Genomic DNA, 26,877 nt, shown 5'->3' with positions numbered 1-26,877 from the left:
ATAGGCTCGAATCATGCTGGAATCGCTCACGGGCTTCGTCGTCGTGGGCGTCGCGATCCTCGTGGGATGGATCATCGGCCGCATCGATCTGCTCGGCGAGCACGGCCGACCGGTGCTGGCACGCCTCACGTTCTTCGTACTGTCGCCCTTCCTCCTCTTCGTCGTGCTGGCCCAGGCCGATGTGCGCACGCTCTTCTCGGCGTACCTGCCGGTCGCCGCGATCGCCGCCGTGGCGATGTTCGCGGTCTACGTCGTCGTGGCCCGACTCGCCTGGCGGCGATCCGTCGGCGAGACCGTCATCGGCGCACTGAGCGCGGGTCAGGTGAACTCCAACAACATCGGCATCCCGTTGTCGCTCTATCTGCTCGGCAGTGCGGCGTACCCGGCGCCCGTCATCCTGCTGCAGCTCCTGGTCTTCACCCCCGTGACGATGGCGATCCTGGATGCCGTCGCCTTCGGTCGCGCGTCGTTCGGCAAGGCCGTCGTGCGCACGCTGACGAACCCCATCGTGATCGGATCCGTTCTCGGCACGATCGTCTCGGTGAGCGGCGTGGAACTGCCGCCGATCGTGTTCGAACCCGCCGTCCTCATCGCGAACGCGTGCGTCCCGGTGCTGCTCATCAGCTACGGCATCTCGCTGTACGGGCAGCGCGTGCTCTCGCCGTCGGGCCGGCGGCGCGACATCGTCCTGGCGACCGGGCTCAAGCTCGTCGCGATGCCTCTCGTCGCCTGGCTCGTCGGGCAGTACGTGTTCGGACTCGATCGCCACGACGTCCTGGTCGTCGTCGTCCTCGCCGCCCTCCCGACCGCGCAGAACGTCTTCAACTACTCGCAGCGCTACGGCGTCGGCGAGACGATCTCGCGCGACACCGTCTTCCTCACGACGATCGGCTGTCTGCCGGTCCTGCTCGCAGCGACCTTCCTCCTGGGCTAGCCACTGCGCAGTTCCGCCAACGCGCCGAAGACGACCCGCATCCCCTGAGGTGTGCGCAGCACCGTCAGCAGCGTGTGCGTGCACGAGCGGCATCGCACGATCGCAGCCGCGTCGTCGAGCTCGACGACGGCCTCGGCGAGCAGCGCCTCGGCGCCGCATCCGCCGCACGACCCTGCGAGCATCGTGGCATCCGTCTCGAACATCTCCGACAGCATGCCGGCGAGCACGTTCCCGTCGACGATCGTCGCATCCATGTCAGGCGCCTCCGAACCGTTCGGTCTTGATCCTCGCCGCGGGGTGGCCGAGGCGCACGAGCGCGTCCGCGACATGCTCGACGAATCCCGTCGGACCGCAGACGTACACGATCGGCTCGTCCCCGGGCGGCCACGCCGCCGCGCGGATCGCGTCGTCGTCGAGGCGTCCGACATCCCCGTCCCATCCCTCGGGAGCGGCCCGCGTGTACGCCCACGTGAGCGCCACTCCCCCGTCGGCCGCGTCGGCGACGAGTTCCTCACGATAGATCGCGTCCTGCGCTCGACGGACGGAGTAGAGAAGGCGCACGGATGCCGCGGCCCCGGCATTCTTCGCAGACCTCGCGATCGCCATCAGGGGCACGATCCCCGACCCGCCGGCGATGAGCTGAACGGGGCCCTCTCCCCCGGGCCGCCAGACGAAGTAGCCGCCGAGCGGCCCCTTGACCTCGAGCTCGTCGCCCGGCTGCACGTCGCGCACGAGGTAGGGCGACACCTCGCCGTCCGGCACCTCGTCGACCGCGAGCTCGACGCGCGTCGAAGAACCGTAGGATCCGAGCGAGTACGAGCGCACCGCCTGGTAGCCGTCCTCCGCCGTGAGGCGGATGTCGACATGCTGCCCGGCATCGTTCCCCGGCCAGTCCGGCACATCGATCTCCAGCACGCGAGCGGTGGGCGTGGCATCCCGCACTTCGGCGACCTTCGCGGGCCGCCAGCCGCCGACGATCACCAGTACCGCTCCTCCGTCCACGGATCGCCGTGCATGTTGTAGCCGTTCTGCTCCCAGAATCCGGGTTCGTCACTGTCCATGAGGGTCAGGCCGTTTACCCACTTCGCGCTCTTCCAGAAGTACAGGTGCGGCACGAGCAGGCGCGCAGGACCGCCGTGCTCGGGATCCAGCGGCTCGCCCTCGAACTCGAACGCGACCCAGGCCTTGCCTCCGAGCAGGTCCTCGAGCGGCACGTTGGTCGTGTAGCCGCCGTAGGAATGCGCCATCGCGAACGCCGCATCGGAATCGACGTGCCCGTACAGCGTGTCGAGCGACACACCTCGCCAGCGGGTGCCGAGCTTCGACCACCGCGTGACGCAGTGGATGTCGGTGTGCACGTCCTCGATCGGCAGGGCCATGAATTCGTCCCAGGACCAGGACGTCACCGCACCCGATTCGGTGCGGATGGCGAAGCGCCACTCCCCCGGATCGATGCGCGGAGTCGGACCCGCCGAGAGCACCGGAAAGTCCTCGGTCAGATACTGTCCGGGCGGCAGCGCGGGATCGCTCTCACGACGCCGGGCACCGAACGCCCTCGAGAAGACGGCCATGGCGAATCCTTTCGACGCCCTCACGCTAGCGCTGCGCGGAGCCGCGGCGCGAGTCATCCTCGAAATCACCCTCCGCGATCACCTGCAAACCTCGACCTCGGGTCTAGACTTCGAACGCCCCTTTTCAGGAAACTCCCAGGAAGGACAATCACATGTCCACTGACCTCCCCGTCGAGAAGGCCGCCGTCAACGGCATCCGGACCGCGCTCGGCATCGCCGGCGTCCTCGCCGTCATCGTCGGTATCCTCATCCTCGTCTGGCCCGGCAAGACAGCCATGGTCGTCACGGCGATCATCGCGATCTACGCGATCGCCGCCGGTCTCGTCTACGCCGGCCTCGGCATCTTCTCCAAGACCAAGGGCGGATGGTCGCGCGTCGGTCACATCGTGCTCGGTGTGCTGTTCATCATCGCGGGTGTCATCGCGTTCTTGAACCTCGGTGCCGCGACCGCGTGGCTCGCGCTGTTCCTCGGCATCCTGGTCGGCATCATGTGGATCGTCGAGGGCGTCGTGGCGCTCTCTACGCTCGGCGACTCCGCGTCGAAGGGATGGTCGATCTTCTTCGCGATCATCAGCATCATCGCCGGCGTCGTGCTCCTCTTCTCGCCGCTGTGGGGTGCCGTCGTGCTGTGGTGGCTGCTCGGCATCTCGCTGATCGTGCTCGGCATCATCAACGTCGTGCGCGCGTTCACCTTCAAGGGCGAGCTGTAGGCGATTCCACGGAAGAGGCCTCGGAGCGATCCGGGGCCTCTTCCGCGTCACTGGACGGGGAGTTTGCGCTTCCACCAGTCCAGGATCGCCGCGAACCGCTCCACGCGGTGACGCGGGCGGCCCGCCCGTGAGAGCTCGTGATTCTCGCCCGGGAAGATGAGCATCTCGGCTTCGGTGCCCTGGCGTTTGAGCGCCGAGTAGTACCGCGTGGCCTGCTCGAGAGGGCACCGGAAGTCGAGCTCCGAGTGGATGACGAAGGTCGGCGTCGTCACGTTCCCGACGACCGCGAGCGGGCTCTGCCGCGCGATGTCCGCGGCATCCACCCCCACGTACTCGTCGCCGAAGAACGAGCCGATGTCGCTCGTGCCCTGGAAAGACACGGGCTCCAGGAACCCGCGCTCGACGATCGCACCCGCGAAGCGGTGGTCGTGCGCGATGACCCACGCCGTGAGGTAGCCGCCGTACGAGCCGCCCTGCACGCCGACGCGTTCGCCGTCGAGGCGCGGATCCGCCGCGATCGCGCGCTCGAGCAGGTCGATGACGTCGTGGAAGTCGACGGTGCCCATCTGCTGACGGATGCTCCGCCCGTGCGCCCGCCCGTAGCCGGCCGACCCGCGCGGGTTGCCGTAGACGACGGCGTAGCCCGCATCCACCAGCACCTGCGTCTCGTCGAACAGATGGATGCCGTACGCGGCATATGGGCCGCCGTGGATCTGCAGGATGACCGGGAAGGGACCCTCGCCGTCCGGCGTCGCGACCCAGCCGTGCACGGGGTAGCCGTCGCGCCCTTCGACGGTGAGCTCCCGCGGCACCACGATCCCGCGCGCCGCCGCCCCCGCGCCGAAGGCCGTGACGATCCGCGATTCGCCGGATTCCACGACGAGCAGCTCGCCGAACGATTCGGGAGTCGCGATGGATGCCACGATCCGCCCACCGGCGGCGTCGTGCCCGTTCACCTCGAGGTCGCCACCGAGAACCTCGGTGAGCTCCCCCGCGCGCGTGACGCGTACGAGCCGCACGCGCCCGCGCGTGCGGTCCTGAACGAGCATGTCCTCGCCGTCGAAAGTGATGTGCGACCCGACCTCGCCGAGGTCGATCGTCGCGGGGTCGGTGAGGACGCGCGGTCCGGAATCCTCGAGCAGCCACAGCCCGACACCCGGGGCGACGAAGTCGACGCCGTCCGGCCCGGTCTCGTGCGCGAGCAGCACGATCGCTCCGTCGGGCGCGACCTCGAGCCCGTATACCGAGAGATCGGCATCCGTCCCGAGGATCTCACGGGATCCCGAGCCGTCGACCTTGACCGCGACGATCCGCGTCCGCAGATCTCGGCGGGCGGGCTCGATCTCGTCAGGGCTCGTGAGGATCTCGTCGCCGCGGAAGACGACGCCCGAATGGGATGCCGTGCCCTCGGTCAGCTGCCGGGCCTCCGCCGCGACGACCTTCTTCCTCGGAGCCTCGGCGCCTTCCGCCCGCACGGCGGGAGCCGGATCGTAGAACGGCTCGGCGTCGGTCTGCGGCGCGGCGATCACGAAGAGGTGCGCGGGGCGATCGCCGATGTAGCCCAGGCCGTTGGCGTGCCAGCGGATGCCGGTGATGTGGCGCGGAGCTTCAGCGGCGGCGTCAAGACCCTCGACGCTGCCGTACCGCCCCGGCTCGACGACCGACGCCGTGTAGGCGAGCGCGCCGCCGTCGGGCGACCAGTCGAACTCGATCACGCCCTGCGCGGCATCCGTCGCCTGCACGGGCTCACCGCCGGCTGAATCGATCACGAAGACCTGCGCCTTGCCCTTCGCATCGCCGCGCACGAACGCGACGCGCGCACCGTCCGGCGAGAGCCGGGGGCCGCTGTCGGCGACGCCGCGCGTGAGGCGGCGCGGCGCGCCGTCGGGGAGGTCGACACGCCAGAGCTGGCCGACGTTGCGGTTGGCCTCGAGGTCGGGGCGGGATGACGCGAAGATCGCGAACGAGCCGTCCGGCGCGATGACCGGGCGACCGACCGATACGAGGGTCGAGATGTCGTCAGCGCGCACGGATCACTCGGCCTCGAACGAGCTGATGTCACCCACGAGGCGCGTATTGTCGGCCGGAATCGCCTCGACGGCGGCCAGAGCGACCTCGGCGGCGAACTCGGAGACGTTGTAGAGGCGCCCGGCGGATTCGCGACGCGACGAGATCGCCCCGGGGTTCGCGCGTTCCAGCAGCGTCGCGGTGATCGTGCCCTCGATCATGTCGCCCGAGACGACGACGAAATCGATGCCGCGATCGGCGAGCTCCGGGATGCGCTCGCGCAGGGCGTCCTCGCCCGCGCGCTTGGACAGCGCGACCGGCACGTACTCGGGCATCGTGGGGGTCGTGCGGATGAAGTGCGCTTGGTGGCTCGTGACGAAGACGACCCGTGAGCCACGCCCGAGAAGGGGCAGCGCCGCCTCGAGGACGCGCACCTGTGCGTCGCGATTGAGCTGGAGCGCGTAGTCCTCGGCCATGCCGGCTTCCATCCCGCCCGAGGCGTTCAGGACGAGGATGTCGAGGCTGCCGAACACGCGCTCGACCTCGGCGAACATCGCCTCGACCGAGACCGGGTCGGTGAGATCCGCGCCGACGACGAGCGCTTCGACACCGAGCTCCCGCAGCTGGGCGCCGAGCTTGTCGGCGCGCGGCGCCTTGTTGCGGTAGTTGATGACGACGTTCGCGCCGGCCTCGGCGAAGTAGCGCACGGTGTCGGCGCCGATACCCCGGGACGAACCGGTCACGAGGGCGGTCTTGCCGGCGAGCGAACCGGGCTGGAGGACGGTGGATGACTCGGTCACGGGGTGCTCCCTGTCGTGGATCTCGCGGTCGCGCGAGGAGTGCGCGCACCGCGATCGACCCTACCCTTTGCAGACCTCCGGGCGCGGCCCCGACCGGCCTTCCGACGCGGCCCGCGTGATAGATTCGAGCGCACAGGAGGCACATCGTGGAGCTCATCCAGACGATCGAACAATGGGCGTGGATCGGATGGATCGTGCTGATCCTCGTCTTCCTCGTCATCGAGATGCTGACGCTCGATTTCACCTTCCTCATGCTCGGCATCGGCGGCCTCGCGGGACTCGGCTCCGACCTCCTCGGCGCGCCGCTGTGGCTGCAGGTCGTGATCGCCGCCGCCGTGGCCGGCGTCCTGCTGCTGGCGCTCCGACCGCCGCTTCTGCGCCGTCTGCGCCGAGGCGAGGATCCGACGAAGTCCAATGTCGACGCCCTGATCGAGCTGTCCGGCCGCGTGCTGTCCACGGTCACCAATCACGGCGGTCAAGTCAAGCTCGCCAACGGCGACACCTGGACCGCGCGCACCGACGTCGGGGTCGACCTCGAACCCGGCGAATCGGTCATCGTCGCCCGCATCGACGGTGCGACCGCCGTCGTACGCCCCGCCATCCGACCCGAGGAGCCCCTCGCATGAACGCCGAAGACGTCATCCCCACCGCGATCCTGTGGATCCTCGTCGCCGCGGTCTTCATCTTCGTGCTGGTCGTCCTCATCCGATCGATCCGCATCATCCCGCAGGCAAACGCCGGTGTCGTCGAGCGATTGGGCCGGTACCACAAGACCCTCCTGCCGGGCCTCAACATCCTCGTCCCGTTCATCGACCGCCTGCGTCCGCTCATCGATCTGCGCGAGCAGGTCGTCTCGTTCCCTCCGCAGCCGGTCATCACCGAGGACAACCTCGTCGTCTCGATCGACACGGTCGTCTACTTCCAGGTGACGGATGCCCGGGCCGCGACGTACGAGATCGCGAACTACCTGGGTGCGGTCGAGCAGCTCACCACGACGACCCTCCGCAACGTCGTGGGTGGGCTGAACCTCGAAGAGGCGCTCACGAGCCGCGACAACATCAACAACCAGCTGCGCGCCGTGCTCGACGAGGCGACGGGCAAGTGGGGCATCCGCGTCGGTCGTGTCGAGCTCAAGGCGATCGACCCGCCCCACTCGATCCAGGACTCGATGGAGAAGCAGATGCGCGCCGAGCGCGAGCGTCGCGCGACGATCCTCACCGCCGAGGGGTCGAAGCAGTCGCAGATCCTCGAGGCCGAGGGCCGTCGCCAGGCGCAGATCCTCGAGGCCGAGGGCGACAAGACGGCCGCCGTCCTGCGCGCGCAGGGCGAGTCGGAGGCCATCCAGATGGTCTTCGACGCCATCCACGCGGGCGACCCCGACGAGAAGCTGCTGGCCTACCAGTACCTCCAGACGCTGCCCAAGATCGCCGAAAGCCCGTCGAGCAAGCTCTGGATCATCCCGAGCGAGCTCACCGAGGCGCTCAAGGGCATCGGCGACGCGTTCGGCGGCCGTGCGCTGCCCAGCGACCCGACGGACCGTCCGCGCATCCCCACCTCGAGCAGTGCGGCGACGGACGAAGCGCTCAAGGCCGCGCGCGATGCCGCCTCAGCCGCCGACGGCATCGCCGCCGAGGTGAAGTCCGTCACGCCGAGCGGTGGCGCTGCGACGGCGCCCGATGCCTGAGCCGCGGCATCCCTTCTTCTCCACTCCCCCACCGCGCGTCCTCGCTCATCGCGGACTCGTGACGGCGGAGGATGCCGCGCACGGCGTGGCTGAGAACTCCTTCGCCGCCGTCGCAGCGGCGCACGCCGCCGGCGCGACCATCGTCGAGTCCGACTGCCACCTGACCCGCGACGGCGTCGTCGTGCTCTTCCACGATGACGATCTGTCGCGTGTCACGGGCGACCCGCGCAAGGTCGCCGATGTGACCGCCGACGAACTCGAGACCGTCATGGCTCCCTACGGCGGACTCATCACGCTGGAGCAGGCGCTCGAGGCGTTTCCGACGGTGGCGTTCAACCTCGACGCGAAGGCCGAGGCTGTGTCCGAGCCGATGGGCCGTGTCATCGGACCCCACGGCGCGCGCGTGCTCGTGTCGAGCTTCTCGGATCAGCGCCGCCGAGCGGCGCTTCGATCGGCGGCTGGGCACGCCAAGGACGGCGGCAGGCCCGCGACGTCCGCCGGCACCGGGACGATGGTGCGGCTGCTCGTCGGCGTGTGGCTGCGCCTCGAACCCCTTGTACGATCCGCCCTCCAAGGCATCGACGCACTGCAGATCCCGGAGCGACAGGCGGGCATCCGGGTGCTCTCACCCCGCCTCATCACGGCCGCGCACCGCTACGGTGTCGAGGTGCACGTGTGGACGATCAACGACCCCGAAGACATGCGTCGGCTGATCGAGATGGGCGTCGACGGAATCGTCACCGATCATGCCGATCTCGCGCTCAAGACGCTTACCTGACCCCGACGCTCGGAACCGCTGAGCATCGACTGTGAATGCCCTCCACAAGGGGCCGTTCGCATCCAGTACCCAGGTCGCCCGGGTATACCTGAAAGGCGACGAGAGGACCACACAATGGCAGACCGCAGTCTGCGCGGCATCCGGATCGGCGCCCAGAGCCTACAGAGCGAAGAGGGCGTCGTGTTCCATGAACGCGCACAGCACACCTACTCATGCACGTCCTGTGGACGTGACACCACGATGACGTTCGCGGCGGACGCCGAAGTGCCCGAGGCCTGGGAGTGCCGCACGTGCGGCGCCGAGGCGCTCCTGCGCATCGGCGACGGCACCGCGACCGTCGATCACTCGGGCGACAAGGTCGCGCGCTCGCACTGGGACATGCTGCTCGAGCGTCGCACCATCCCCGAGCTCGAAGAGCTCCTCGAGGAGCGCCTCGCGTACCTCCGCGCCCGTCGTGGCGCGGGCGACGAGGCCGCGCTCGACAAGCTCAGCGCCTGACGCATCACCTCTCCGAAGACGCCGGCTCCGATGGGGCCGGCGTCTTCCTTCGGCGGAGGCGGACGATGACGCCGAGGGCCACGAGCACGGCGAGGCTCCCCCACCCGATGAGGCCCTGAATCCACGGTCCGACGACGGATGCCGGCGTCAGTCCCGTCCGCAGAGGCACCTCGGTCAGCATGTGACCTGCCTCGCCCTCGGGCAGCGCGTCGATCGTCGCTCCGTCGGGAGAGATCACCTGGCTCGTGCCGACCGTCGAGAGGTTGACGACCGAGCGCCCGGTCTCGATCGCGCGCATGCGCGCGAAGGCGAGCTGCTGCAGGTTCTCGTCGGTGTCGCGGAAGTCGGCGTTGTTCGTCTGGAACATGTACACCTCGGCGCCACCGCGCGCGGCCTCCCAGATCACGTCGTCGTAGATGACGTCGAAGCAGATCGCGAGGCCGACCCCGATGCCGTCGAGATCGAACAGCGGCGGATTGGTCCCCGGCGTGTACTCCCGCTGGATGAGTCCGATGAGGTCGGGCGCGAGGGCCTCGAAGAACCACCTGTCGGGCACGTACTCGCCCATCGGCACGGGATGCGTCTTGTCGTGCAGCTGCACGGCGCCCTCCCCCGCGATCCACAGCATCGAGGTGTTGAAGACGTCGTCGCCGCGTTCGGTCGCCGCATTGACGATGAGCGGGGCATCCACCCGCTCCGACAGCGCGTCGAGGACTGCGGCCGTGCCGTCGTTGGCGAGCGGATCGCTGTCGATCCCGCCCTCGGGCCACAGGAGCACGTCCATGTCCTGACCGAAGAGCGGGGCCGATGCCTCGAGCTGCGCGTTCAGCACGGCATTGCGCTCGCGATCATCGAAGTACCCCGATGGGCCGTTGCCCTGTACCGAGCCCACTCGCAGCTCGCCCGCCGGGGTCGTCGGGAACTGCGGGACGAGGAGGAGGACGAGGGCCAGCGCGACGGAAGGAACGACGGTGCGGATGTCGCGGGGTTGCCGCATCCGGATCCACTCGATGACCGCCGCTGTGAACGCGACCATCAGGAAGGTGAGCCCGGAGACGCCGACCCACGAGGACAGGTGCGCAAGCGGACTCTCGGACTGGCTCATGCCGATGCGCGCCCACGGGAAGCCCGTGTACGGCCACGAGCCCATGAACAGCTCGCGCGCCGTCCACACACCCGCGACGAGGAGCGGCAGCAGGACCAGACGCGACCAGCGCCCCGGCAGCACGCGCGGCATCCAGCGGTACGCGAGCGCGATGAGGATCGACCCGAGCCCCATGAAGAGCGTCTCGATCCCCGCGAGGGCGAACCACGGGATCTCGCCCAGGTAGCGCGTGATCCAGACGATGTGGATGAGGTAGAAGGACGCCCCGAAGACGAGGCCGACCAGCAGTGCCGACCACGCGCGGCGGCCGACGAGGGCGATGAGCGACAGGCCCACGCCGACGAAGGCGAGCGGCCACCACCCGACGGACGGGTAGGCGAGGTCGAGGATCGGTCCCGCCGCGGCGCTGACGAGGAGCGCGGCCCACAGGGGAAGCAGCGGCTTCGGGCGGTCAGGCGGCGGTACGGCGTCGGGCACGGGACGAGCCTAGTTCTGGAATGCTGTGTGTCCGATCAGACCGAGGAGTATGCGACGATGCCGCGGCGCACGGCATCCAGCGCCCTGCGCGCCGTCGTCGCGAGGTCGCCGTCCGCGACGATCGAGAGCTGATCGAGCAGATCGATCGTCTGCTTCGACCAGCGCACGAAGTCGCCCGCGGCCATGTCGGCCTCGATCAGCACGCGTTCGAGCGGTACACCGCGCGCCCACGAGTACATCGCCTGCGCGAGACCGGCCGAGACGGGCTCCGAGCCCGGGAGACGGTGCTCGCGCTCGAGGTCGTCGAGCCGCTGCCACAGCGTCTGCGTATCGCTGAGAGCCTGCCGGAACGCCCCGCGCGGCAGACCGCGCTCACCCGTGCTGGATTCCTCGCGGCGCGGCTCGTAGACGAGACAGCATGCCAGCGTCGCGAGGGATGCGGCATCCAGTCCCTTCCACAGACCCTGCCGCAGCGACTCGGCGACGAGCAGATCGCGCTCGCCGTAGATGCGCCGCATGGTCCGGCCCGCCTCGGTGAGGACCGTGCGACCGTCGTCTTCGACGCGCACGTAGTCGAGTTCGGCGAGCACATCGACGACCCGGTCGAAGATGCGCGCAACGGCGCCCGTGCGCGCGCTGATCTGCTGCCGGGTCTTGTCGATCGTGCGCTTGAGCTTCCAGTACCGCTCGGCCCAGCGGGCGTGATCCTCACGGTCGGGGCATGAATGGCAGGAGTGCCGCTGCATCCGCTTGCGCAGGCTCTGGATCTCGCGCTTTCGCTGTTCGCGGGTCCCGCGCCCGGCCGTGACGTCCTTGCGGTTGAGCTTCTCGAGGTCGCTCAGGTCACGTCGGATCGCCGAGTAGTCGGTGAAGTCGCCCCGATCGCACGTCATGGCCTTCTCGTAGCCCGCGAGCGACTCCTCCTGATCGCGCACCTGCCGCGCGAGACCCACGACGGCACGGTCCGCCTGGAACTGCGCGAAGGACGACTCCAGGATCTCGCGGGCACGGCTCCGCCCGAACTGGTCGATGAGATTGACGGCCATGTTGTACGTCGGCCGGAAGCTCGAGTTGAGCGGATACGTACGGCGGGATGCGAGAGCCGCGACCGCCTGCGGGTCGAGGCCCTCGGTCCACTGGATGACGGCGTGCCCCTCGACGTCGATCCCGCGGCGCCCCGCGCGACCCGTGAGCTGTGTGTACTCCCCCGACGTGATCGCGACGCGGGCTTCGCCGTTGAACTTCTCCAGCTTCTCGAGCACGACCGTGCGGGCGGGCATGTTGATGCCGAGGGCGAGGGTCTCGGTGGCGAAGACGACCTTCACGAGCTTGCGCTGGAAGAGATCCTCGACGACCTCTTTGAAGGCGGGCAGCAGACCCGCGTGATGCGAGGCCACGCCGCGCTCGAGGTTGTCGAGCCACTCCCAGTACCCGAGCACCGCGAGGTCCTCGTCGCGCAGCGTGCGCGTGCGCTCCTCGACGATCGCGCGGATCTCGAGACGCTCCTCGTGCGACGTGAGCCGCACGCCCGAGCGCCGCACCTGCTGGACCGCGGCGTCACAGCCGACGCGACTGAAGATGAAGAAGATCGCCGGCAGCAGATTGGAGCGCGAGAGCAGTTCGACGACGTCGGGGCGATCCATGCGCTCGATGCGCTGCATGTTCGCCGAGCGCACAGGTCGTTGGCCGCCCTTGTGCGGACGACGGCGGGGCGCTTCGTGGCCCCTCTGCCGCGCGCTGTTCATGCTCTGCACGCGCCGGTTGTTGTCGAAGTTCGCGCCCTTGAAGGAGCGGATCCGCATGAGCTCCTGGTTCACCTGCGCCGTCGCGATACCGGCGCGATCGTCGAACAGCGGCAGCAGGTCGCCGCGGACGAGCACGTGCTGCTCGAGCGGCACGGGCCGGATCTCGGAGACGATGACCTCGGTGTCGCCGCGCACGGTGTCGAGCCAGTCACCGAACTCCTCGGCGTTCGACACGGTCGCCGACAGCGACACGAGCCGCACCGCGGGCGGGAGATGGATGATGATCTCCTCCCATACGGCGCCGCGGAAGCGATCGGCGAGATAGTGGACTTCGTCCATCACGACGTAGCGCAGGCCGCGCAGGGCCGCAGAATCGGCGTACAGCATGTTGCGCAGCACTTCGGTCGTCATGACCACGATGCGCGCATTGCCGTTGATGTTGGTGTCGCCCGTGAGCAGACCCACCTGGTCGGCGCCGTAGACGTCCTGCAGTTCGCGGAACTTCTGGTTCGACAGCGCCTTGATCGGCGTCGTGTAGAACGCCTTGTCGCCGGGCTCCCGCATCGCGAGATGGATCGCGAACTCCCCCACGATCGTCTTGCCGGCGCCCGTGGGTGCTGCGACCAGGACGCTCCGGCCGGCCTCGAGGGCGCGACACCCGGCGATCTGGAACGGATCGAGGTCGAAGCGCTGGGATGCCCCGAACGCCGCCGTGCGCGGATACTCGCGGTCGAGCGCGGCGCTGTCGCGCGCGCGCGCGTAGCGGTCTGCCGGACCGGGATCGCTCACGCGGTGTCGCCCGAGGCCAGGAGCTCGTCTTCGCGCTTCGCCTTGCGGCGGTCGAAGATCATCGACAGACCCGCGGCGGCGAAGAAGAGGACGACGAGGATGCCGGCGAGCAGCAGCATGCTCACGACGTCCGCCGCGGGGGTGGCGAGTGCCGCGAACACGACGGCGACGAGCACCGCGATGCGCCAGGACTTCAGGATCGCCTTGCCCGACATGACGCCGGCGAAGTTCAACGCGACGAGGAAGACGGGGAGGACGAAGGCGACGCCGACGACGATCAGGAGCTTGAACACGAAGTCGTAGTAGTACCCCGCGTCGTAGAAGGATGCACCGCCCTCCGGCACGAAGGTGTTCATGATCTCGACGATGTGCGGCATCGTCAGCAGGCCCACGTACGCGCCGGCGAAGAAGAGCGGGATCGCCGCCGCGAGGAACCCGACGGTGTACCGGACTTCCTTCTTCGTGAGACCCGGCATGATGAACGCCCAGATCTGCCACAGCCAGATCGGCGCCGAGATCAGCAGGCCGATCGCGAACGACATGCGCAGCCGCAGGTCGAAGCCCGATGTGATCGTCGAGAACATGAGCTCGACCTTGGCCTGATCACCCGACTGCTCGGCGATCACGCGGATCGGCTCGGTGATGAGCCAGATGACCCAGTCGGTGATGAAGAAGGCGACGACCATGCCCACGATGAGGGCCGCCGCAGCGATCATCAGTCTCTTGCGCAGCTCGACCAGGTGCTGGCCGAGCGACATGCGCTTCTCACGCCGCCGAGCCTCGGATTCGGGTGCTCGCGGCGTCTTCGCCGTCGTCACGCGGGGTCAGGGTTTTGGTGCTGGCGTGCCGCCGGCGTCGGGCGTCTGCGACGTGACGGGCGCCGGTGCCTCGACGGATGCCGCGGTACCGGCGTCGGTGGCCGCAGGAACGTTCTCGTCCTTCATGGCCTTCATCTCGCCCTTGAAGACGCGAGCCGACTGACCCATGCTCTTCGCGAGCGCGGGGAGCTTGGCTGCGCCGAAGAGGAGCAGGATGACGGCGAGGACGATCAGGAGGTGCCATCCGGTGAGATTGCCCATGTCGAAGTCCTTTCGGCGGGGTGGATTCAGTGTAACCCGCGATGTCGCGCCCGAAGCCCAGACCGGCCGTCTTCAGGAGTACTGCGCGAGCGCGGCATCCGCCCACGCCGCCGCCGCATGGCGCGCTGCCGGCGGGCCCAGGACCTCGACCAGACCGCCGCGGCGCGTGACGAGGCGGCGCAGGATCACTTCGTCGGCCACGCGCATCGTCGCGACGGTGACGCCGTCGGCCGTCTCGAGCGTCGCGCGGTCGAGGTAGTCGCCCAGGAGGGGCGCGACGTCCTCGGCGAAGCGCAGCCGGACGACGATGTCGCCTCCGCTGTCTTCGAACCAGTCCGGCAGCGGGTCCTGCCCGTGGGTGATCGGGATGTCGGTGAGCTCGGGATCGCTCACCCGATCGAGGTGGAACGTGCGGATCGACTGCCGCAGGTGGCACCAGCCCTGCAGGTACCACTGTCCGCTCGCGATGTGCACCTTGACGGGATCGACCGTGCGGGTCGTGGGCGCGGCATCGGGCGCCTTATAGGTGAAAGACACCGCGACGCCCCGTTGCAGCGCCGTCGCGACCGTGTCGCGTACGGCGTCGACGGGGCCGGGCGCCACGATGACGTCGACAGGCGTCCCGGATGCCCCGCGCGCGAGCTTGCCGAGCAGCCCGGTGAACAGATCCGTGTCGCCCACGCCCGGAATCGCACGCGCGAGTTGGAGCCCCGCCAGCAGGGCGGCTGCTTCGCGGGCGGTGAGCTTGGGCGCACGCTCGAGGCCCACGGCGTTCGTGATGACGACGACGTCCTGCGCCTCGAGGAGGTCCCAGTCGATGTCGAACAGCTCGTTCGCCATCTGCCAGTAGCCGCTGTCGCCGGGGAGGCCGATGACGGTGAGCTTCTCGACCATGGCGCGCATCTGGTCGGGGGTGACGTCGAACTCGTCCGCCGCTTCGGCGATCGACACCTCGCCCTTGCCGATCAGATACGGCACGAGCTGCAGGATGAGGGCGGCGCGATCGGTGGCGACGAGCGGCCTGCGGCGGCTCATGCGGCGCCTCCGTTCAGGTCGCGCGCCGCCCGCAGTCGCGCGATCACCTGATCCCGCAGATCGGACGGCTCGACGACCCGCACCTCGGGACCGTACGAGGCGAGCTCGTCGGCGAAGACGTGCACGTCGACGTAGGGAACGTGGATGCCCTGCTCGGCCGGTGACGCGCGCCTGCTCAACCGCAGCGACGCCTCGGTGCCCGGGTTCACCTCGAGCAGCGCGATGCTGCGTGCGGCGAGCTCCTCGAGCCCCGCGAGACCCCGCTCGCCGGCGCCCTCGCGGAGGGCGGGATCGAACGACTCGCGCGTCGTCTCGACATCGCCCACGACTCGCGAGAGGAGGAAGGTGCGGTCGGCCTGCATGTCGAGGTCGAAGCCGAAGACGTGCCAGCGCGCCTCGTACTCGACGAGGGCGAGCGGACGGATGCGACGCACCCGCGCACCGGATTCGCCGGGCTTGAGGTAGGTGAACCGCACGACGCGCGACCGCTCGATCGCCTGCTGGAGCGCGGGGAACGCGGGGTCGGTGACGCTGACGCGCGGCGAGAAGCCGATGATCGGCTCGTCGACGACGATGCCGAGGGCCCGGATCTTCCGCAGGCCCGTGCGCGCGTCGTCCGACAGCGAGCTTTCGCTCCACACTCCCCCGGCGAGGTTCAGCAGGGCGAGTTCGGCCGGCGTGAACGTGATGTCGTCCGGCAGTTCGTACTCGGCCGTCGGCACGCGATACCGGGCCTCGCGCAGGTCGTCGGGGTCGGCCCAGTCGCCGATCGTCTCGATCGGGATGCCGAGCCCGCGCAGGCTCTCCTTGTCGCGCTCGAACATCTTCTCGAGGGCGTCCTTCGACGCCCCCGCCTCGGCCTGCTCGCGGTAGCCCGAGACGTTGCCGAGGATCGTGTCCTTCGTGATGCCCTGCTCGGTCGCCATGAGCGCCACGACGAGGTTGACGAGACGCTCCTCGGGCGGATTCTTCACGGACGGGGTCGCAGGCACCGTTTCATCCTAGAGTCGCGTCGCAGCTTCGCCGCGGCAATCGGAGCCCTACTGCTCGACGGCGTCGATGCCGAGGATGTCGACGACGTAGATCTGCGTCTCGGCCTCACCCGGCACGATGACCAAGACCTGCGACCCGACCGTGTGGCCGATGAGCGACTCGGCGAACGGCGGAGCGTCTGCCCCGAACGTGATCGACGGAGCCGAGGCATCCCATGTCGTCTGCGTCTGCGTCTTGGACTCCCACCCGACGCTCGTGTAGTTGACGCGCACCGGCGCATCGCCCGTCACGACGTCGCCGTCGCCGCGGATGAGCGTCTCGACGACGACATCGGTCGGCGGCGCGGAGTCGGGCACGATGACGCCCGGGCGCCCGTCGGTGGCACGCACGACGCTCGGCAGGCCGAGACCCGAGTTGAAGACGTCGGCCCCCTGTGCGCGGGCGAGGTAGACCTGTCGCAGGTCGACGACGGCGATCGCCGAATCGCCCTCGCTCAGACCGACGGACTGCGCCGTGCCGGCGTCGATGCTGTCGGCGGGCAGCGCGACCACGACGCGCGAGCCCTCGGTCGCGCACCGCAGACCCTCGGACAGCCCCGGGAAGATGCCCGTCAGCTCGGACAGCTGGACAGCGCGGGTCGAGCCGTAGAACGGCTCGGCGTCGTCGTCCTCGCCGCTCACGACGGTGAGGTCGACCACGACGAGCTGGGTGTCGGTCGTGATCGCGTTGCCCTCGCCGACGATGACGTCGTCGGATGCCGTCGTCGTCGGCGTCAGGGGCCGGTAGACGTCGACCGTCGCTTCGGACCCGAACTCGCCCGACACCGTCACGACATCGGCGAGACCCGAGTCGTCGACGGGACGCTCGCACGCGCTCGTGGTCGAGGACGAGCAGCCGGTCAGAGCGACGACGGTGAGGCCGAGCACCGCGAGGGCGGCCGTTGTGAGGGGGATCTTGCGCACCGTGACAGCCTAGCTTCTACGCTTCTTCGTCCGTGCCGGCGTGCGCATCGGCCCCGGACGCCTGGCGCGCGCCCGCGGCGTGCTTCTGCGCCTCGCGCACCCGCTTGCGCAGCTGCTTGTCGGTGATCTGCCGATCGCCGACGGCTCCCGGAGTCCAGGCTTCGATGTCGGCATCGCCGTAGGTGGGCGTCTTGGCGGCGCGCTTCTTGACGTCGGGCGGCACGGCACCCGGCGCGAGCCGCCGCGCCGTGATCAGGAAGCCCGTGTGCGCGACCATGCGGTGGTCGGGCCGCACGGCGAGTCCCTCGACGTGCCAGCCGCGCACCATCGTCTCGCTCGCCTCGGGATCGGTGAACAGACCCGTGCCGCGGATGTACTCGGCGACACGGCTGAGCTGCGTCGCCGTCGCCACGTAGCAGAGCACGACGCCGCCCGGTGTGAGGACGTCGGCGACGACATCGATGCACTCCCACGGCGCGAGCATGTCGAGCACGACACGGTCGACGGATGCCGGGGCCGCGGCATCCGGCAGAGCCTCGACGAGATCGCCCACGACGACGTCCCAGTTCTCGGGCGCGTCGCCCGTGAAGGTCTCGACGTTCGCCTTGGCGACCTCGGCGAAGTCCTCGCGGCGCTCGAACGAGATCAGGCGCCCCTCGGATCCGATCGCCCGCAGCAGCCACAGCGACAACGCGCCCGAGCCGACCCCGGCCTCGACCACGACGGCCCCCGGGAAGATGTCGGCCTGCGACAGGATCTGCGCCGCGTCCTTCGGGTAGACGATCGCCGCACCGCGCGGCATCGACATGACGAAGTCGCGCAGCAGAGGACGCAGGGCCAGGTACTCGTGGCCACCGCTGTTGGCGACGACCGAGCCGTCGGGCTGGCCCACCAGATCGGCGTGCTTGAGAACGCCGTGGTGCGTGTGCAGTTCGCCGCCCTCGCGCAGTGTCGTGGTGCTCATCCGGCCCTTCGGACCGGTCAGCTGCACGCGGTCGCCGATGCGGAAGGGGCCGCTCGGCCGTTCCGAACTCATCGGGCCCCTCCTCGTGCGCGGTGCGCGGTATGGAAGTCCGCGAGATCCCCCGTCGTGCGTCCCTCGAGCGTCGGCCAGACGGCATGCGCGCCCGCTCCCGTGATCGACACCATGAGCGGCACGCCGATGACGGCGGCCCCGGATGCCACGGCCGACCGCAATCCGTTCGGGGAGTCCTCGATCGCGACGACCTCCGTCGGCTCGACCCCGAGCGCTTCGCACGCCTGCAGGTACGGATCGGGGAACGGCTTCGGACGCGTGGACTCGTCGCCCGCGACGATGACATCGAACGCGTCGAAGTCGATGAGGTCGACGACGGTGTCGGCCATGCGACGCAGCGACATCGTGACGAGTCCGGTCTTGACCCCGGCCGCGCGGAGGTCCGCGAGGAGCTCCCGTGCGCCCGGGCGGAACGGCACGCCGTCCTCGCGGAGCCGGTCCATGACGGCATCGGTCAGGTGGGCGACGATCGCCTGCTCGCTCATGCGCACGCCGGCCGCCTGCAGGATGCGGGCCGAGTCCTCGAGACCGAGACCGACCAGCTGGAGCGCCTGCTCATGCGACCACGTGCCGCCGTAGCTCTCGATGAGCGCGGTCTCGGAGCTCATCCAGTACGGCTCGGTGTCGACGAGGGTGCCGTCCATGTCCCAGAGGACCGCGGCGAGAGAAGGCGAAGTCACCGGTCAAGCCTACCGAGGGCGATCCTCCGCCCCCGCTGGGTGCAACCGGCCTATTCTGGATGGATCCCGCGGTGACGCGGAGGCTGGATGGATCCCGCGGTGACGCGGAGGCTGGATGGATCCCGCACACGGCGGGCGGAGGGGGTCTCTTGGACGGACTGGGTCGCAAGGTCATCGTCGCGGCGTTCGACGGCTGGAACGACGCCGGCGAAGCCGCGTCATCCGCCATCGCGCACCTCCGCGAGAACGGCGACTACGAGCCCGTCTTCTCGGTCGACCCCGAGCTGTACTTCGATTACCAGTACACCCGGCCCCAGGTCGAGGCCGACAGCGAGGGGCGCAGGTCGCTCCGCTGGCCCGAGGCGACGCTGCTCCGTCTGACCGAGCCGGGGGAAGGCACCGAGCTCTGGCTCCTCACGGGCGTCGAACCCGCGCGGGCGTGGCAGGCGTTCGCCGCCGAGTTCATCGACCTCGCCCTGCGTGAGGACGTGACGGGGCTCGTCTCGCTCGGCTCGATGATGTCGGACGTCCCCCACACCCGGCCGATCTCGATCTTCGCCGGCAGCGACAGCGACCTGCTGCGCTCCGAGCTCGGACTCGAACGCAGCACGTACGAGGGCCCCGTCGGCATCCTGAGCGTGCTCGGCGTCGCCGCCGACGCCGGTGGCATCGCCTCGGCGAGCCTGTGGGCGAGCGTGCCGCACTACGTCGCGGGCCACACGCCGTCCCCCAAGGCCACGCTCGCGCTCCTGGAGCGCCTGCAGGAGATCACGGGAGCCGTCATCCCCCAGGGCGACCTGTCATCGCAGGCTGCGGCATGGGAGGCATCCATCGACGCCGCCGCGGCGGACGACGAGGAGATGACGGAGTACATCCACCAGCTCGAGCGCACGCGCGACACATGGGACTCCCCCGAGGCGTCGGGCGACGCGATCGCCGAGGAGTTCGAGCGGTTCCTGCGCCGAGGCGGCGGCAGCGGCGATGGTCCGAGCAAGCCCGGACGCGACGAGCCCCGACGCTGAGTCAGCCCTTCGTCAGATCCTGCGCGAGCATCACGAGGATGCCGCTGGGCCCGCGCAGGTACGTCAGCTTGTAGACGTCCTGATAGTTCGCGACGCCTCGCAGCGGATAGCATCCGTGCTTCGCGGCGACGGCGAGCGACGCGTCGATGTCGTCGACCGAGAACGCGACACGGTGCATGCCGATCTCGTTCGGCAGGGTCGGCTCGGTCTCGATCGCGTCGGGGTGGATGTACTCGAACAGCTCGAGCTGCCCCTGCCCGTCGGGCGTCTGCAGCACCGCGATCTTCGCGTGGTTGCCGTCGAGACCGACGGCGGTCGATGCCCATTCGCCGCTGACCTCGTCGGTGCCGACGACGGTGAGACCGAGATCCGTGAAGAACGCGACCGTCTCGTCGAGGTCCCGTACCGCGATGCCGACGTTCTCGAGGTGGATGGGCATGTGAGGATGCTACGGCTGCAGCACGCCCGTGTCTTCGATCCTCGCCGAACGAGACCGCTTCCAACGATCAGGGCTGGAGGACTCCGGTAGAGAGGAGGACCAGGACCAGCGACCCCAGAGCGACGCGGTAGACCACGAACGGCAGGAAGCTGTGCTTCGAGATCCAGCTCATGAAGAACGCGATCACTCCGAGGGCGACGACGAATGCGACGCCCGTCGCGGCGGCGGTCTCGCCGAGCGTGAAGACGCCGGGCTCGTCCCAGCTCTTGAAGAGCTGGTAGAAGCCGCTGCCGAAGACGGCCGGGATCGCGAGGAGGAACGCGTACCGCGCCGCGGCGGCACGTTCGAAGCCCATGAACAGCCCCGCGGTGATCGTGCCGCCCGAGCGCGAGACGCCCGGGATGAGGGCGAGCGCCTGCGCGCCGCCGAAGATGCTCGCACTGCCGATCGTGAGTTCGTCGAGCTTGCGCTTCTTGGCGCCGACGTGGTCGGCGATGCCCAGCAGGACGCCGAAAAAGATGAGCATGCCCGCGACGAGCCAGAGCGAGCGGAAGGTCGTCTCGATCTGATCCTGGAAGAGGAGTCCGAGCACGACGATCGGGATGCTCCCGAGGATGATGAACCAGCCCATCTTCGCGTCGGGATCGTTGCGCGGGATCCTGCCGAACAGCGCCTTGAACCAGTTGCCGATGATGCGCACGATGTCGCGCCAGAAGAACACGACGACGGCCGCCTCGGTGCCGATCTGAGTGATCGCGGTGAAGGCGGCCCCGGGGTCCTCGGCCGAGGGCAGGAACGCTCCCACGATGCGCAGGTGGGCACTCGACGAGATGGGCAGGAACTCGGTCAGGCCCTGGATGAAGCCGAGGAAGATCGCCTCGAGGAAGTGCATGCGGAATCCTTCAGTACGTGCGGAGGAGGTCGGCGAGCACCTGCTCGCCGAAGACGAGCGCGTCCAGAGGCACGCGCTCGTCGACGCCGTGGAACATGCCGGTGAAGTCGAGGTCGGCGGGCAGGCGCAGCGGCGCGAAGCCGTAGCCCGCGATCCCCAGCGATGCGAGCGCCTTGTTGTCGGTGCCGCCGCCGAGGAGGTACGGGATGACGGGGATACCCGGGTCGTGCCGCCCGAGCGCCGCGACCATCGCATCGACGAGATCGCCCGAGAACGGCACCTCGAGCCCGATGTCCTGATGGACGATCTCGACCTCGACGTCGTCGCCGACGATGCGCTGGATGTCGGCGAGAGCCGCCTCTTCGGTGCCGGGCAGCACGCGCACGTCGACGAGCGCCTCGGCGCGGTCGGGGATGACGTTGTGCTTGTAGCCCGCCGTGAGACCCGTCGGGTTGGTCGTCGTGCGCAGCGACGAGCGGAGGAATCCGGATGCCGGGCCCGCCGCCGCCGCGAGGGCGTCGGGGTCGCCGGCATCGCCTCCCGTTATGGCGGCGAGACCGTCGACAGTCGCCTGCGTCGTCGCCGTGAGGCGGACCGGCCACCGCGTGCGGCCGAGCGCCGCGACGGCCTCGGAGAGCCGCGTGACGGCGTTGTCGTGGTGGAAGCTCGAACCGTGCGCCGCGCGGCCGCGCGCAGTGAGCTTCATCCAGATCAGCGCCTTCTCGCCGACCTGCAGCAGGTAGGCGCGGCTGTCGCCCACGGCGACGGAGTATCCGCCGACTTCGCTGATCGCCTCGGTCGCCCCCGCGAACCACTCGGGGCGGTCCTCGACGACGAGCGCCGAGCCCTCCACACCGCCGTTCTCCTCGTCGGCGAAGAACGTGAGGATGAGGTCGCGCTCGGGCTGAGCGCCGCCGCGGAGGATGCCGGCGACGGACGTGAGGATCATGGCATCCATGTTCTTCATGTCGACCGCACCACGGCCCCACAGCATGCCGTCCTTGATCTCGCCCGCGAAGGGGTCGACGCTCCAGTCCTCGGCGATGGCGGGGACGACATCGAGGTGCCCGTGGACGACGAGCGCGGGCTTCGAGGAGTCGCGGCCCTCGACGCGCGCCATGACGTTCGTGCGGTTCTCGATCGGCTCGTAGAACTGGGGCGTCAGACCGAGGTCCTCGAGGTACGCGCCGACGTACTCGGCTGCCGCGCGCTCGCCTTTGGAGCGCCCGCCGCCGTAATTCGTCGTGTCGAAGCGGATGAGGTCCCGCGCTACCAGGACGACCTCGGGCAGGTCGGAATCGGTCGTGGGCATGCCGACTAACCTACCCGCCCGAGCTCACGCCCTCGGTCAGGATGCGACCGAGATGACGCCCGTGACGATGAGCGCGATGGCCGTCGTCCACAGGACGATCGCGAGCCCCTGCCACACCAGGATGCGCCCACGACCGACCCCGGCCGCGGCGAGCATGACGGCGGTGAACTGGGTCGGCAGGAGCAGCGGTCCGAGCAGGCTCACACCGGGCACGCCGTAGCGCTCGAACGCCTTCTGGAACTTCGCCTGACGCGGGGTCTCGTCCTCGGAGAACGCGGGGACGTCGGCGCCGGTGGCATCGGCGGCGACGAGACGCTTCTGCCGCGACCGCGTCACGACGGCCCGACGAGCACCTGCACCGAGCAGCACGAGCACCGCGACGCACGCGAAGTTGCCGACGATCGCCGCGATGACGGCCACGACGGGCGGGATGCCGCCGAGGATGCCGATCGTCGCGGCTCCTTCGCCCTCGACGAACGGCACGGCGCCCGCCAAGGCGACGATGACCGGCTGGAGCCACTCGGGCACCTGAGCGACGAGGTCCTGGAAGCCTTCGATGATGTTCATGCCTCCATTCCAGCGGCGGGCGTGAAGTCCGGTAAGTGTGGGGCTGTCACCGATATCCATGGCTTCTGCACGACGCAGGCATGACAACTGTCACGCCCGTAGGGTGGTCGCATGACGAGGTCGCCCCGCGCCGACGCCGCCGTGCGTCTGCGCCTGGCTCGGGGAGTCACGGCGACCTGGTGGTACACCGTCTCGACAGTCATCTTCCTCGAGGTCTTCCTCGTGCTCATCTGGACGGGAGCCCTCGCCGAGCGCGGCGCGGACATCGGCGTGGCCGTGACCGTCGGCGCCTCGGGCCTCGTCTGGGCGGCCGCGACGGTCATGCTCCTGCTCGACTACCGTCAGCGCACGGAGGCCGCCCCCTGGGCGCGCGCCGGCCGGCTGATCGCTCCGCTCGCCGTCTCGGTGGCATTCGGGGTCGTCGCGGGTCTTCTCTCGGGCACGTGGGTGATGGCCGCGCTCCCCTTCGCGCAGGCGCTCGTCCTCGTGAACTGGCCGTCGGGGGTGCGCCTGCGCCTCACGATCGCCGTGACGGTGCTGCTGGGCGCGCTCTGGTTCATCGACACGAGCCGGCTGAGTCCCGCGCAGGATTCGGGATGGTGGCTCTTCGGCTTCTACTCGGTCGTGCTCCCCGCACTCTCGGTCGCGTCGCTGTGGTGGTGGGACGTCCTGGCGACGATCGACCGCGCGCGGGCATCCGAAGCGCGGCTCGCCGCGACACAGGAGCGGCTCCGGGTCGCGACCGACGTCCACGACCTGCAGGGGCATCATCTGCAGGTCATCGCCCTGCAACTCGAGCTCGCCGAGCGCCTCGCCGCCGCCGATCCCGCGGCGTCGCTCGACCAGCTCCGCGCGGCGCGGCGCAGCGTCGACGAGGCTCGGCAGGGCACGCGCGACCTCGCCACCCGCTATCGCGAGGTGCCGCTGACCGATGAGATCGCCAACGCCGTCGACCTGCTCCGAGCCGCGGGGATCGAGGCGGATGCGACGGTCGACGCGGGCACGGAGGATGCCCCGGCGGCCGTCCTGGCGCCTGTGATCCGTGAGACGACGACCAACGTCCTGCGCCATGGCGGTGGACGCTGGGCGCGACTCTCGCTGACGCGCCGCGCGGGTGTGTGGCGGTACGAGATCACCAACGACCCCGGCGACGTGGCGGACGACGGCGGCGGCGGCTCGGGCATCGACGGCATCCGCCGTCGCGTCGGAGAAGCCGGTGGGACCGTCGAGGTGAGAGAGGAACGCCAGGCGTTCTCGATCGTGTCGAGCATGCCGGATGCCGAGGTCGGACGATGATCCGCGTGCTGCTCGCCGACGACGAGGCGATGATCCGCTCGGCGCTCGCCGCGCTGTTGCGACTCGAACCGGACATCGACGTCATCGCGGAATGCGCCGACGGCACCGAGGCGCTCGCGCGCGCGATCGAGCTGCGGCCGGACGTCTGCCTGCTCGACCTCGAGATGCCCGGGCTCGACGGCGTCGAGGTCGCTGCCGCGGTCCGCAAGAAGGTGTCGTCGCGCTGCATCGTCGTGACGCGGCACGCGCGGCCGGGTGTGCTGCGTCGCGCGCTCGCTTCGGGAGTGGCGGGCTTCCTTCCCAAGTCGCGCGGAGCCGACGAGGTGGCCGAGGTCATCCGCCGCGTCGCCGCAGGCGGACGCTACGTCGACCCGGAGGTCGCGGCGGACGCCTTGAGCGATGAGCGGTGTCCGCTCACCGATCGCGAGCTCGACGTGCTGCGCGCGGGGCGCCGGGGTGAGACGACGGGTCAGATCGCGCGAGCGCTGTCGCTCGCGCCGGGCACGGTGCGCAACCACGTCTCGGCCATCCTCGGCAAGCTCCAGGTCGGCACACGCCAGCAAGCGGTGCTCCTGGCCGAGGAGCGCGGCTGGATCTGAGCAACGGTCCAGACAAAAGAAAAAGCCCCCTGACGGGGGCTTTTTCTTTTGTGCGCGAGGGGGGACTTGAACCCCCACGCCCTATACGGGCACTAGCACCTCAAGCTAGCGCGTCTACCTATTCCGCCACCCGCGCAAGGTGGTTTCGGTTTTGCAACCGAGGAATGACATTACCAGACTCACGCCCCATCGAAGAATCGGCGGCGCTAGCCGACCGAGACGCCGAACAGCAGCCCCAGCGCGTAGGTGATCGCGGCGGCGCCGAAGCCGATCGCGAGCTGACGCAGCGCGCGTTTGAGGGGCGGACCGCCCGACAGCAGGCCGACAGCCGCGCCCGTGGACATCAGGGCGATCCCGACGAGCAGGAGCGCGAGCAGCACGGCGGGCAGCCCCGACATCCCGAACAGCCACGGCAGCACGGGGATGATCGCGCCCGATGCGAAGAACAGGAAGCTCGACAGTGCCGCTCCCCATGCACCCCCGACGACCTCGTGATCGTCGGCCGCCTCGACCTCACGCTGATACGGCACGCTGCGGTCGGCCTTCTGCGCGGCCGAGACGACCGCCCGCGCGCGTTCGAGGGCATCCACGGCCGACATGCCGCGCGTGCGGTATACGAGGGCGAGTTCGTTCGCGTCGAGGTCGAGGTCGGGCAGCGCGTCGTCGGCGAAGTTGCTCGGTTCGGTGGCATCCAGCAGCTCGCGCTGCGACCGCACCGAGACGAACTCCCCCGCGCCCATCGACAGTGCACCGGCGAGCAGTCCCGCCAGACCGCTGAACAGGACGAACGGGCCGCCGACGCCCGTCGCGCCGATGCCGAGCACGAGCGCGAGGTTCGAGACGAGCCCGTCGTTCGCCCCGAACACGGCAGCACGGAAAGTGCCCGACAGACGACGACGACCGCGCGCAGCGAGGCCCCGCACGACCTCGTGATGGATCTTCTCGTCGGCAGCCATCGTCGGGGTCGCGAACGGGTCGGTCTCGTACGGAGAACGCGCTTCGGCGTTCTGCGCCAGCGCGAGGACGAAGATCGAGCCGAAGCGCTTCGCCATCCACCCGAGGACGACCGTGCCCGCGTCGGCCCGCGGAAGACGCGCCGGCTCGCCACCGAGCAACCCGAGCCAGTGCGCCTCGTGGCGTCCTTCCGCCTCGGCGAGCTCGAGCAGGATCTCGCGCTCCTCACCGTCGCGGCGCGCGGCGAGCGAGCGGTAGACCTCGGCCTCGGCTCGCTCGTTGACGAGGTACTGCGCCCAGCGCTTGCGGTCGCGGGCGGTGGGTGCTGCGGGCGCGCTCAATCGATGCCTCCGACGGCCGGTGGAAAGGGGGACGCGTCAACGCTAGCCAGGGGCGACAGGCAAACCCGCGTGAATCCGCGGATTGACAGCATTTCGGGGATCCGAACCTCAGCCTCCCAGCGCGCGGGCGAGCCCCCGCTCCCCCGCCCGCATGACCGAGGCGTGCGCTCGCTCGAAGACCGGGCGCAGCACGAAAGCGGTCCGGTTCATCCACGGGCGCTCGGTGGCGACATCCCAGTGGAAGACGATGGATGCCGCATCCGCCCCGCCGGGCACGACCTCGATGCTCCCCGCACCGCGCAGGTCTCCGTCGCTCGCCGCCACGATGCGCACCCCGGGGACGACATCGACGATCGCGAGGCGCACGCGCAGGCGATAGCCGAGCGGACTGCGCACCGCGAGGGTCATCCGCTCCCCCGCTTCGAGCGCCGACGGCGTCTCGACGAGCGTCACGCCCCGCCACCACGAGGGCCCGGCGCCGGGCGCGAGCATCCGCTCGATCTCGCTCCAGCAGCGGTCCGCGCTCGCGCCCACGCGCCAACGCGAGACGAACGAGTACGCGGCGGCCATGG

29 protein-coding genes and 1 tRNA gene are annotated in these 26,877 nt (G+C 69.6%); 9 read left to right on the top strand and 21 right to left on the bottom strand.

Translation table 11 applies throughout. The features are described from left to right. Positions 1 to 13 precede the first annotated feature (13 nt). Complete coding sequence (locus MA876_RS09080) at positions 14 to 934, top strand: AEC family transporter (RefSeq protein WP_248147943.1); 921 nt, start codon at positions 14 to 16, stop codon at positions 932 to 934. On the opposite strand, the gene MA876_RS09075 is transcribed toward MA876_RS09080, so the two are convergent. Genes MA876_RS09075 through MA876_RS09065 form a run of 3 tightly spaced genes read right to left on the bottom strand, consistent with a single transcriptional unit; the run spans position 931 to position 2,505 of the window. Beyond that, complete coding sequence (locus tag MA876_RS09075; protein WP_248147941.1) at positions 931 to 1,188, bottom strand: DUF6510 family protein; 258 nt, start codon at positions 1,186 to 1,188, stop codon at positions 931 to 933. The genes MA876_RS09080 and MA876_RS09075 overlap by 4 nt on opposite strands. 1 nt (position 1,189) lies before the next feature. Next, positions 1,190 to 1,915, bottom strand: coding sequence for an FAD-binding oxidoreductase (locus MA876_RS09070; RefSeq protein ID WP_248147939.1), 726 nt, complete (start codon positions 1,913 to 1,915; stop codon positions 1,190 to 1,192). Next, complete coding sequence (locus MA876_RS09065) at positions 1,912 to 2,505, bottom strand: sulfite oxidase-like oxidoreductase (RefSeq protein WP_248147937.1); 594 nt, start codon at positions 2,503 to 2,505, stop codon at positions 1,912 to 1,914. The genes MA876_RS09070 and MA876_RS09065 overlap by 4 nt, the downstream gene beginning before the upstream one ends. A gap of 152 nt (positions 2,506 to 2,657) precedes the next feature. On the opposite strand from MA876_RS09065, the gene MA876_RS09060 reads away from it, so the two are divergent. Next, entirely contained in the window at positions 2,658 to 3,215 is a 558-nt protein-coding gene (locus MA876_RS09060) for an HdeD family acid-resistance protein (protein WP_248147935.1), read from the top strand. A 47-nt stretch (positions 3,216 to 3,262) separates the two neighbouring features. Here the strand turns inward: MA876_RS09060 and MA876_RS09055 are convergent, their stop codons facing one another. Together MA876_RS09055 and MA876_RS09050 are read right to left on the bottom strand one after the other, a co-directional pair. Further along, the gene (locus MA876_RS09055) at positions 3,263 to 5,245 is read right to left on the bottom strand and encodes an alpha/beta hydrolase family protein (RefSeq protein WP_248147933.1); all 1,983 of its coding nucleotides are present in this window, start codon (positions 5,243 to 5,245) and stop codon (positions 3,263 to 3,265) included. 3 nt (positions 5,246 to 5,248) lie between these two features. Next, entirely contained in the window at positions 5,249 to 6,022 is a 774-nt protein-coding gene (locus tag MA876_RS09050) for an SDR family oxidoreductase (protein WP_248147931.1), read from the bottom strand. Between the two features lie 146 nt (positions 6,023 to 6,168). Here MA876_RS09050 and MA876_RS09045 point away from each other — a divergent pair, with 146 nt between their 5' ends. From MA876_RS09045 to MA876_RS09030, 4 genes are all read left to right on the top strand, one after another. Continuing rightward, entirely contained in the window at positions 6,169 to 6,648 is a 480-nt protein-coding gene (locus MA876_RS09045; RefSeq protein WP_248147929.1) for an NfeD family protein, read from the top strand. After that, positions 6,645 to 7,706 (top strand): SPFH domain-containing protein, encoded by a 1,062-nt coding sequence (locus MA876_RS09040; RefSeq protein ID WP_248147927.1) that lies wholly within the window; start codon positions 6,645 to 6,647, stop codon positions 7,704 to 7,706. Before MA876_RS09045 ends, MA876_RS09040 begins: the two co-directional genes overlap by 4 nt. Continuing rightward, on the top strand, positions 7,699 to 8,484 hold the full coding sequence (locus tag MA876_RS09035) for a glycerophosphodiester phosphodiesterase family protein (protein ID WP_248147925.1): 786 nt from the start codon (positions 7,699 to 7,701) through the stop codon (positions 8,482 to 8,484). The genes MA876_RS09040 and MA876_RS09035 overlap by 8 nt, the downstream gene beginning before the upstream one ends. Before the next feature lie 114 nt (positions 8,485 to 8,598). Beyond that, positions 8,599 to 8,982, top strand: a complete 384-nt coding sequence (locus tag MA876_RS09030; RefSeq protein WP_248147924.1) for an RNA polymerase-binding protein RbpA — start codon at positions 8,599 to 8,601, stop codon at positions 8,980 to 8,982. Between the two features lie 4 nt (positions 8,983 to 8,986). On the opposite strand, the gene lnt is transcribed toward MA876_RS09030, so the two are convergent. The 9 genes from lnt to MA876_RS08985 all read right to left on the bottom strand — a co-directional run bounded on the left by lnt (position 8,987) and on the right by MA876_RS08985 (position 18,883). Next, positions 8,987 to 10,564 (bottom strand): apolipoprotein N-acyltransferase, encoded by a 1,578-nt coding sequence (gene lnt, locus MA876_RS09025; protein WP_248147923.1) that lies wholly within the window; start codon positions 10,562 to 10,564, stop codon positions 8,987 to 8,989. A 35-nt stretch (positions 10,565 to 10,599) separates the two neighbouring features. After that, positions 10,600 to 13,098, bottom strand: coding sequence for a DEAD/DEAH box helicase (locus MA876_RS09020; RefSeq protein WP_248147922.1), 2,499 nt, complete (start codon positions 13,096 to 13,098; stop codon positions 10,600 to 10,602). Beyond that, positions 13,095 to 13,856: a twin-arginine translocase subunit TatC gene (gene tatC, locus MA876_RS09015; RefSeq protein ID WP_248148027.1), complete on the bottom strand. Its 762-nt coding sequence runs from the start codon at positions 13,854 to 13,856 to the stop codon at positions 13,095 to 13,097. Before tatC ends, MA876_RS09020 begins: the two co-directional genes overlap by 4 nt. A gap of 66 nt (positions 13,857 to 13,922) precedes the next feature. Further along, the gene (gene tatA, locus MA876_RS09010) at positions 13,923 to 14,177 is read right to left on the bottom strand and encodes a Sec-independent protein translocase subunit TatA (protein WP_248147921.1); all 255 of its coding nucleotides are present in this window, start codon (positions 14,175 to 14,177) and stop codon (positions 13,923 to 13,925) included. A 72-nt stretch (positions 14,178 to 14,249) separates the two neighbouring features. Continuing rightward, the gene (locus MA876_RS09005; RefSeq protein ID WP_248147920.1) at positions 14,250 to 15,212 is read right to left on the bottom strand and encodes a helix-turn-helix transcriptional regulator; all 963 of its coding nucleotides are present in this window, start codon (positions 15,210 to 15,212) and stop codon (positions 14,250 to 14,252) included. Continuing rightward, complete coding sequence (locus MA876_RS09000; protein WP_248147919.1) at positions 15,209 to 16,204, bottom strand: helix-turn-helix transcriptional regulator; 996 nt, start codon at positions 16,202 to 16,204, stop codon at positions 15,209 to 15,211. The genes MA876_RS09005 and MA876_RS09000 overlap by 4 nt, the downstream gene beginning before the upstream one ends. 48 nt (positions 16,205 to 16,252) lie before the next feature. Further along, positions 16,253 to 17,167 carry an FKBP-type peptidyl-prolyl cis-trans isomerase gene (locus MA876_RS08995; RefSeq protein ID WP_248147917.1) on the bottom strand — a complete coding sequence of 305 codons (915 nt, stop codon included), beginning with the start codon at positions 17,165 to 17,167 and terminating at the stop codon, positions 16,253 to 16,255. Positions 17,168 to 17,183: 16 nt separating this feature from the next. Then, positions 17,184 to 18,203, bottom strand: a complete 1,020-nt coding sequence (locus tag MA876_RS08990) for a tRNA (adenine-N1)-methyltransferase (protein ID WP_248147915.1) — start codon at positions 18,201 to 18,203, stop codon at positions 17,184 to 17,186. Then, the gene (locus MA876_RS08985; protein WP_248147914.1) at positions 18,200 to 18,883 is read right to left on the bottom strand and encodes an HAD family hydrolase; all 684 of its coding nucleotides are present in this window, start codon (positions 18,881 to 18,883) and stop codon (positions 18,200 to 18,202) included. The genes MA876_RS08990 and MA876_RS08985 overlap by 4 nt, the downstream gene beginning before the upstream one ends. A gap of 149 nt (positions 18,884 to 19,032) precedes the next feature. Here MA876_RS08985 and MA876_RS08980 point away from each other — a divergent pair, with 149 nt between their 5' ends. Further along, a complete protein-coding gene (locus MA876_RS08980) occupies positions 19,033 to 19,905 on the top strand; it encodes a PAC2 family protein (protein WP_248147912.1) in 873 nt (290 codons plus the stop codon). Between the two features lies 1 nt (position 19,906). On the opposite strand, the gene MA876_RS08975 is transcribed toward MA876_RS08980, so the two are convergent. From MA876_RS08975 to MA876_RS08960, 4 genes are all read right to left on the bottom strand, one after another. Next, a complete protein-coding gene (locus tag MA876_RS08975) occupies positions 19,907 to 20,344 on the bottom strand; it encodes a VOC family protein (protein ID WP_248147910.1) in 438 nt (145 codons plus the stop codon). Between the two features lie 67 nt (positions 20,345 to 20,411). Further along, positions 20,412 to 21,236, bottom strand: coding sequence for an undecaprenyl-diphosphate phosphatase (locus tag MA876_RS08970; RefSeq protein ID WP_248147908.1), 825 nt, complete (start codon positions 21,234 to 21,236; stop codon positions 20,412 to 20,414). Between the two features lie 10 nt (positions 21,237 to 21,246). Then, positions 21,247 to 22,548 carry a M20/M25/M40 family metallo-hydrolase gene (locus MA876_RS08965; protein WP_248147906.1) on the bottom strand — a complete coding sequence of 434 codons (1,302 nt, stop codon included), beginning with the start codon at positions 22,546 to 22,548 and terminating at the stop codon, positions 21,247 to 21,249. Between the two features lie 36 nt (positions 22,549 to 22,584). Next, on the bottom strand, positions 22,585 to 23,115 hold the full coding sequence (locus MA876_RS08960; protein WP_248147905.1) for a small multidrug efflux protein: 531 nt from the start codon (positions 23,113 to 23,115) through the stop codon (positions 22,585 to 22,587). A 111-nt stretch (positions 23,116 to 23,226) separates the two neighbouring features. Here MA876_RS08960 and MA876_RS08955 point away from each other — a divergent pair, with 111 nt between their 5' ends. After that, positions 23,227 to 24,411, top strand: a complete 1,185-nt coding sequence (locus MA876_RS08955; RefSeq protein WP_248147903.1) for a sensor histidine kinase — start codon at positions 23,227 to 23,229, stop codon at positions 24,409 to 24,411. After that, entirely contained in the window at positions 24,408 to 25,010 is a 603-nt protein-coding gene (locus MA876_RS08950) for a response regulator transcription factor (RefSeq protein ID WP_248147901.1), read from the top strand. The genes MA876_RS08955 and MA876_RS08950 overlap by 4 nt, the downstream gene beginning before the upstream one ends. 51 nt (positions 25,011 to 25,061) lie before the next feature. Here MA876_RS08950 and MA876_RS08945 read toward each other — a convergent pair. The 3 genes from MA876_RS08945 to MA876_RS08935 all read right to left on the bottom strand — a co-directional run bounded on the left by MA876_RS08945 (position 25,062) and on the right by MA876_RS08935 (position 26,875). Then, a tRNA-Leu gene (locus MA876_RS08945) sits at positions 25,062 to 25,146 on the bottom strand. 70 nt (positions 25,147 to 25,216) lie between these two features. Next, positions 25,217 to 26,305 carry a VIT1/CCC1 transporter family protein gene (locus MA876_RS08940; RefSeq protein WP_248147899.1) on the bottom strand — a complete coding sequence of 363 codons (1,089 nt, stop codon included), beginning with the start codon at positions 26,303 to 26,305 and terminating at the stop codon, positions 25,217 to 25,219. A gap of 108 nt (positions 26,306 to 26,413) precedes the next feature. Further along, entirely contained in the window at positions 26,414 to 26,875 is a 462-nt protein-coding gene (locus MA876_RS08935) for an SRPBCC family protein (RefSeq protein ID WP_248147897.1), read from the bottom strand. Positions 26,876 to 26,877 lie beyond the last annotated feature (2 nt).

The organism is Microbacterium aoyamense, assembly GCF_023155855.1.
GTDB lineage: Bacteria > Actinomycetota > Actinomycetes > Actinomycetales > Microbacteriaceae > Microbacterium > Microbacterium aoyamense.
This window is presented reverse-complemented; position numbering and strand designations above follow the sequence as displayed.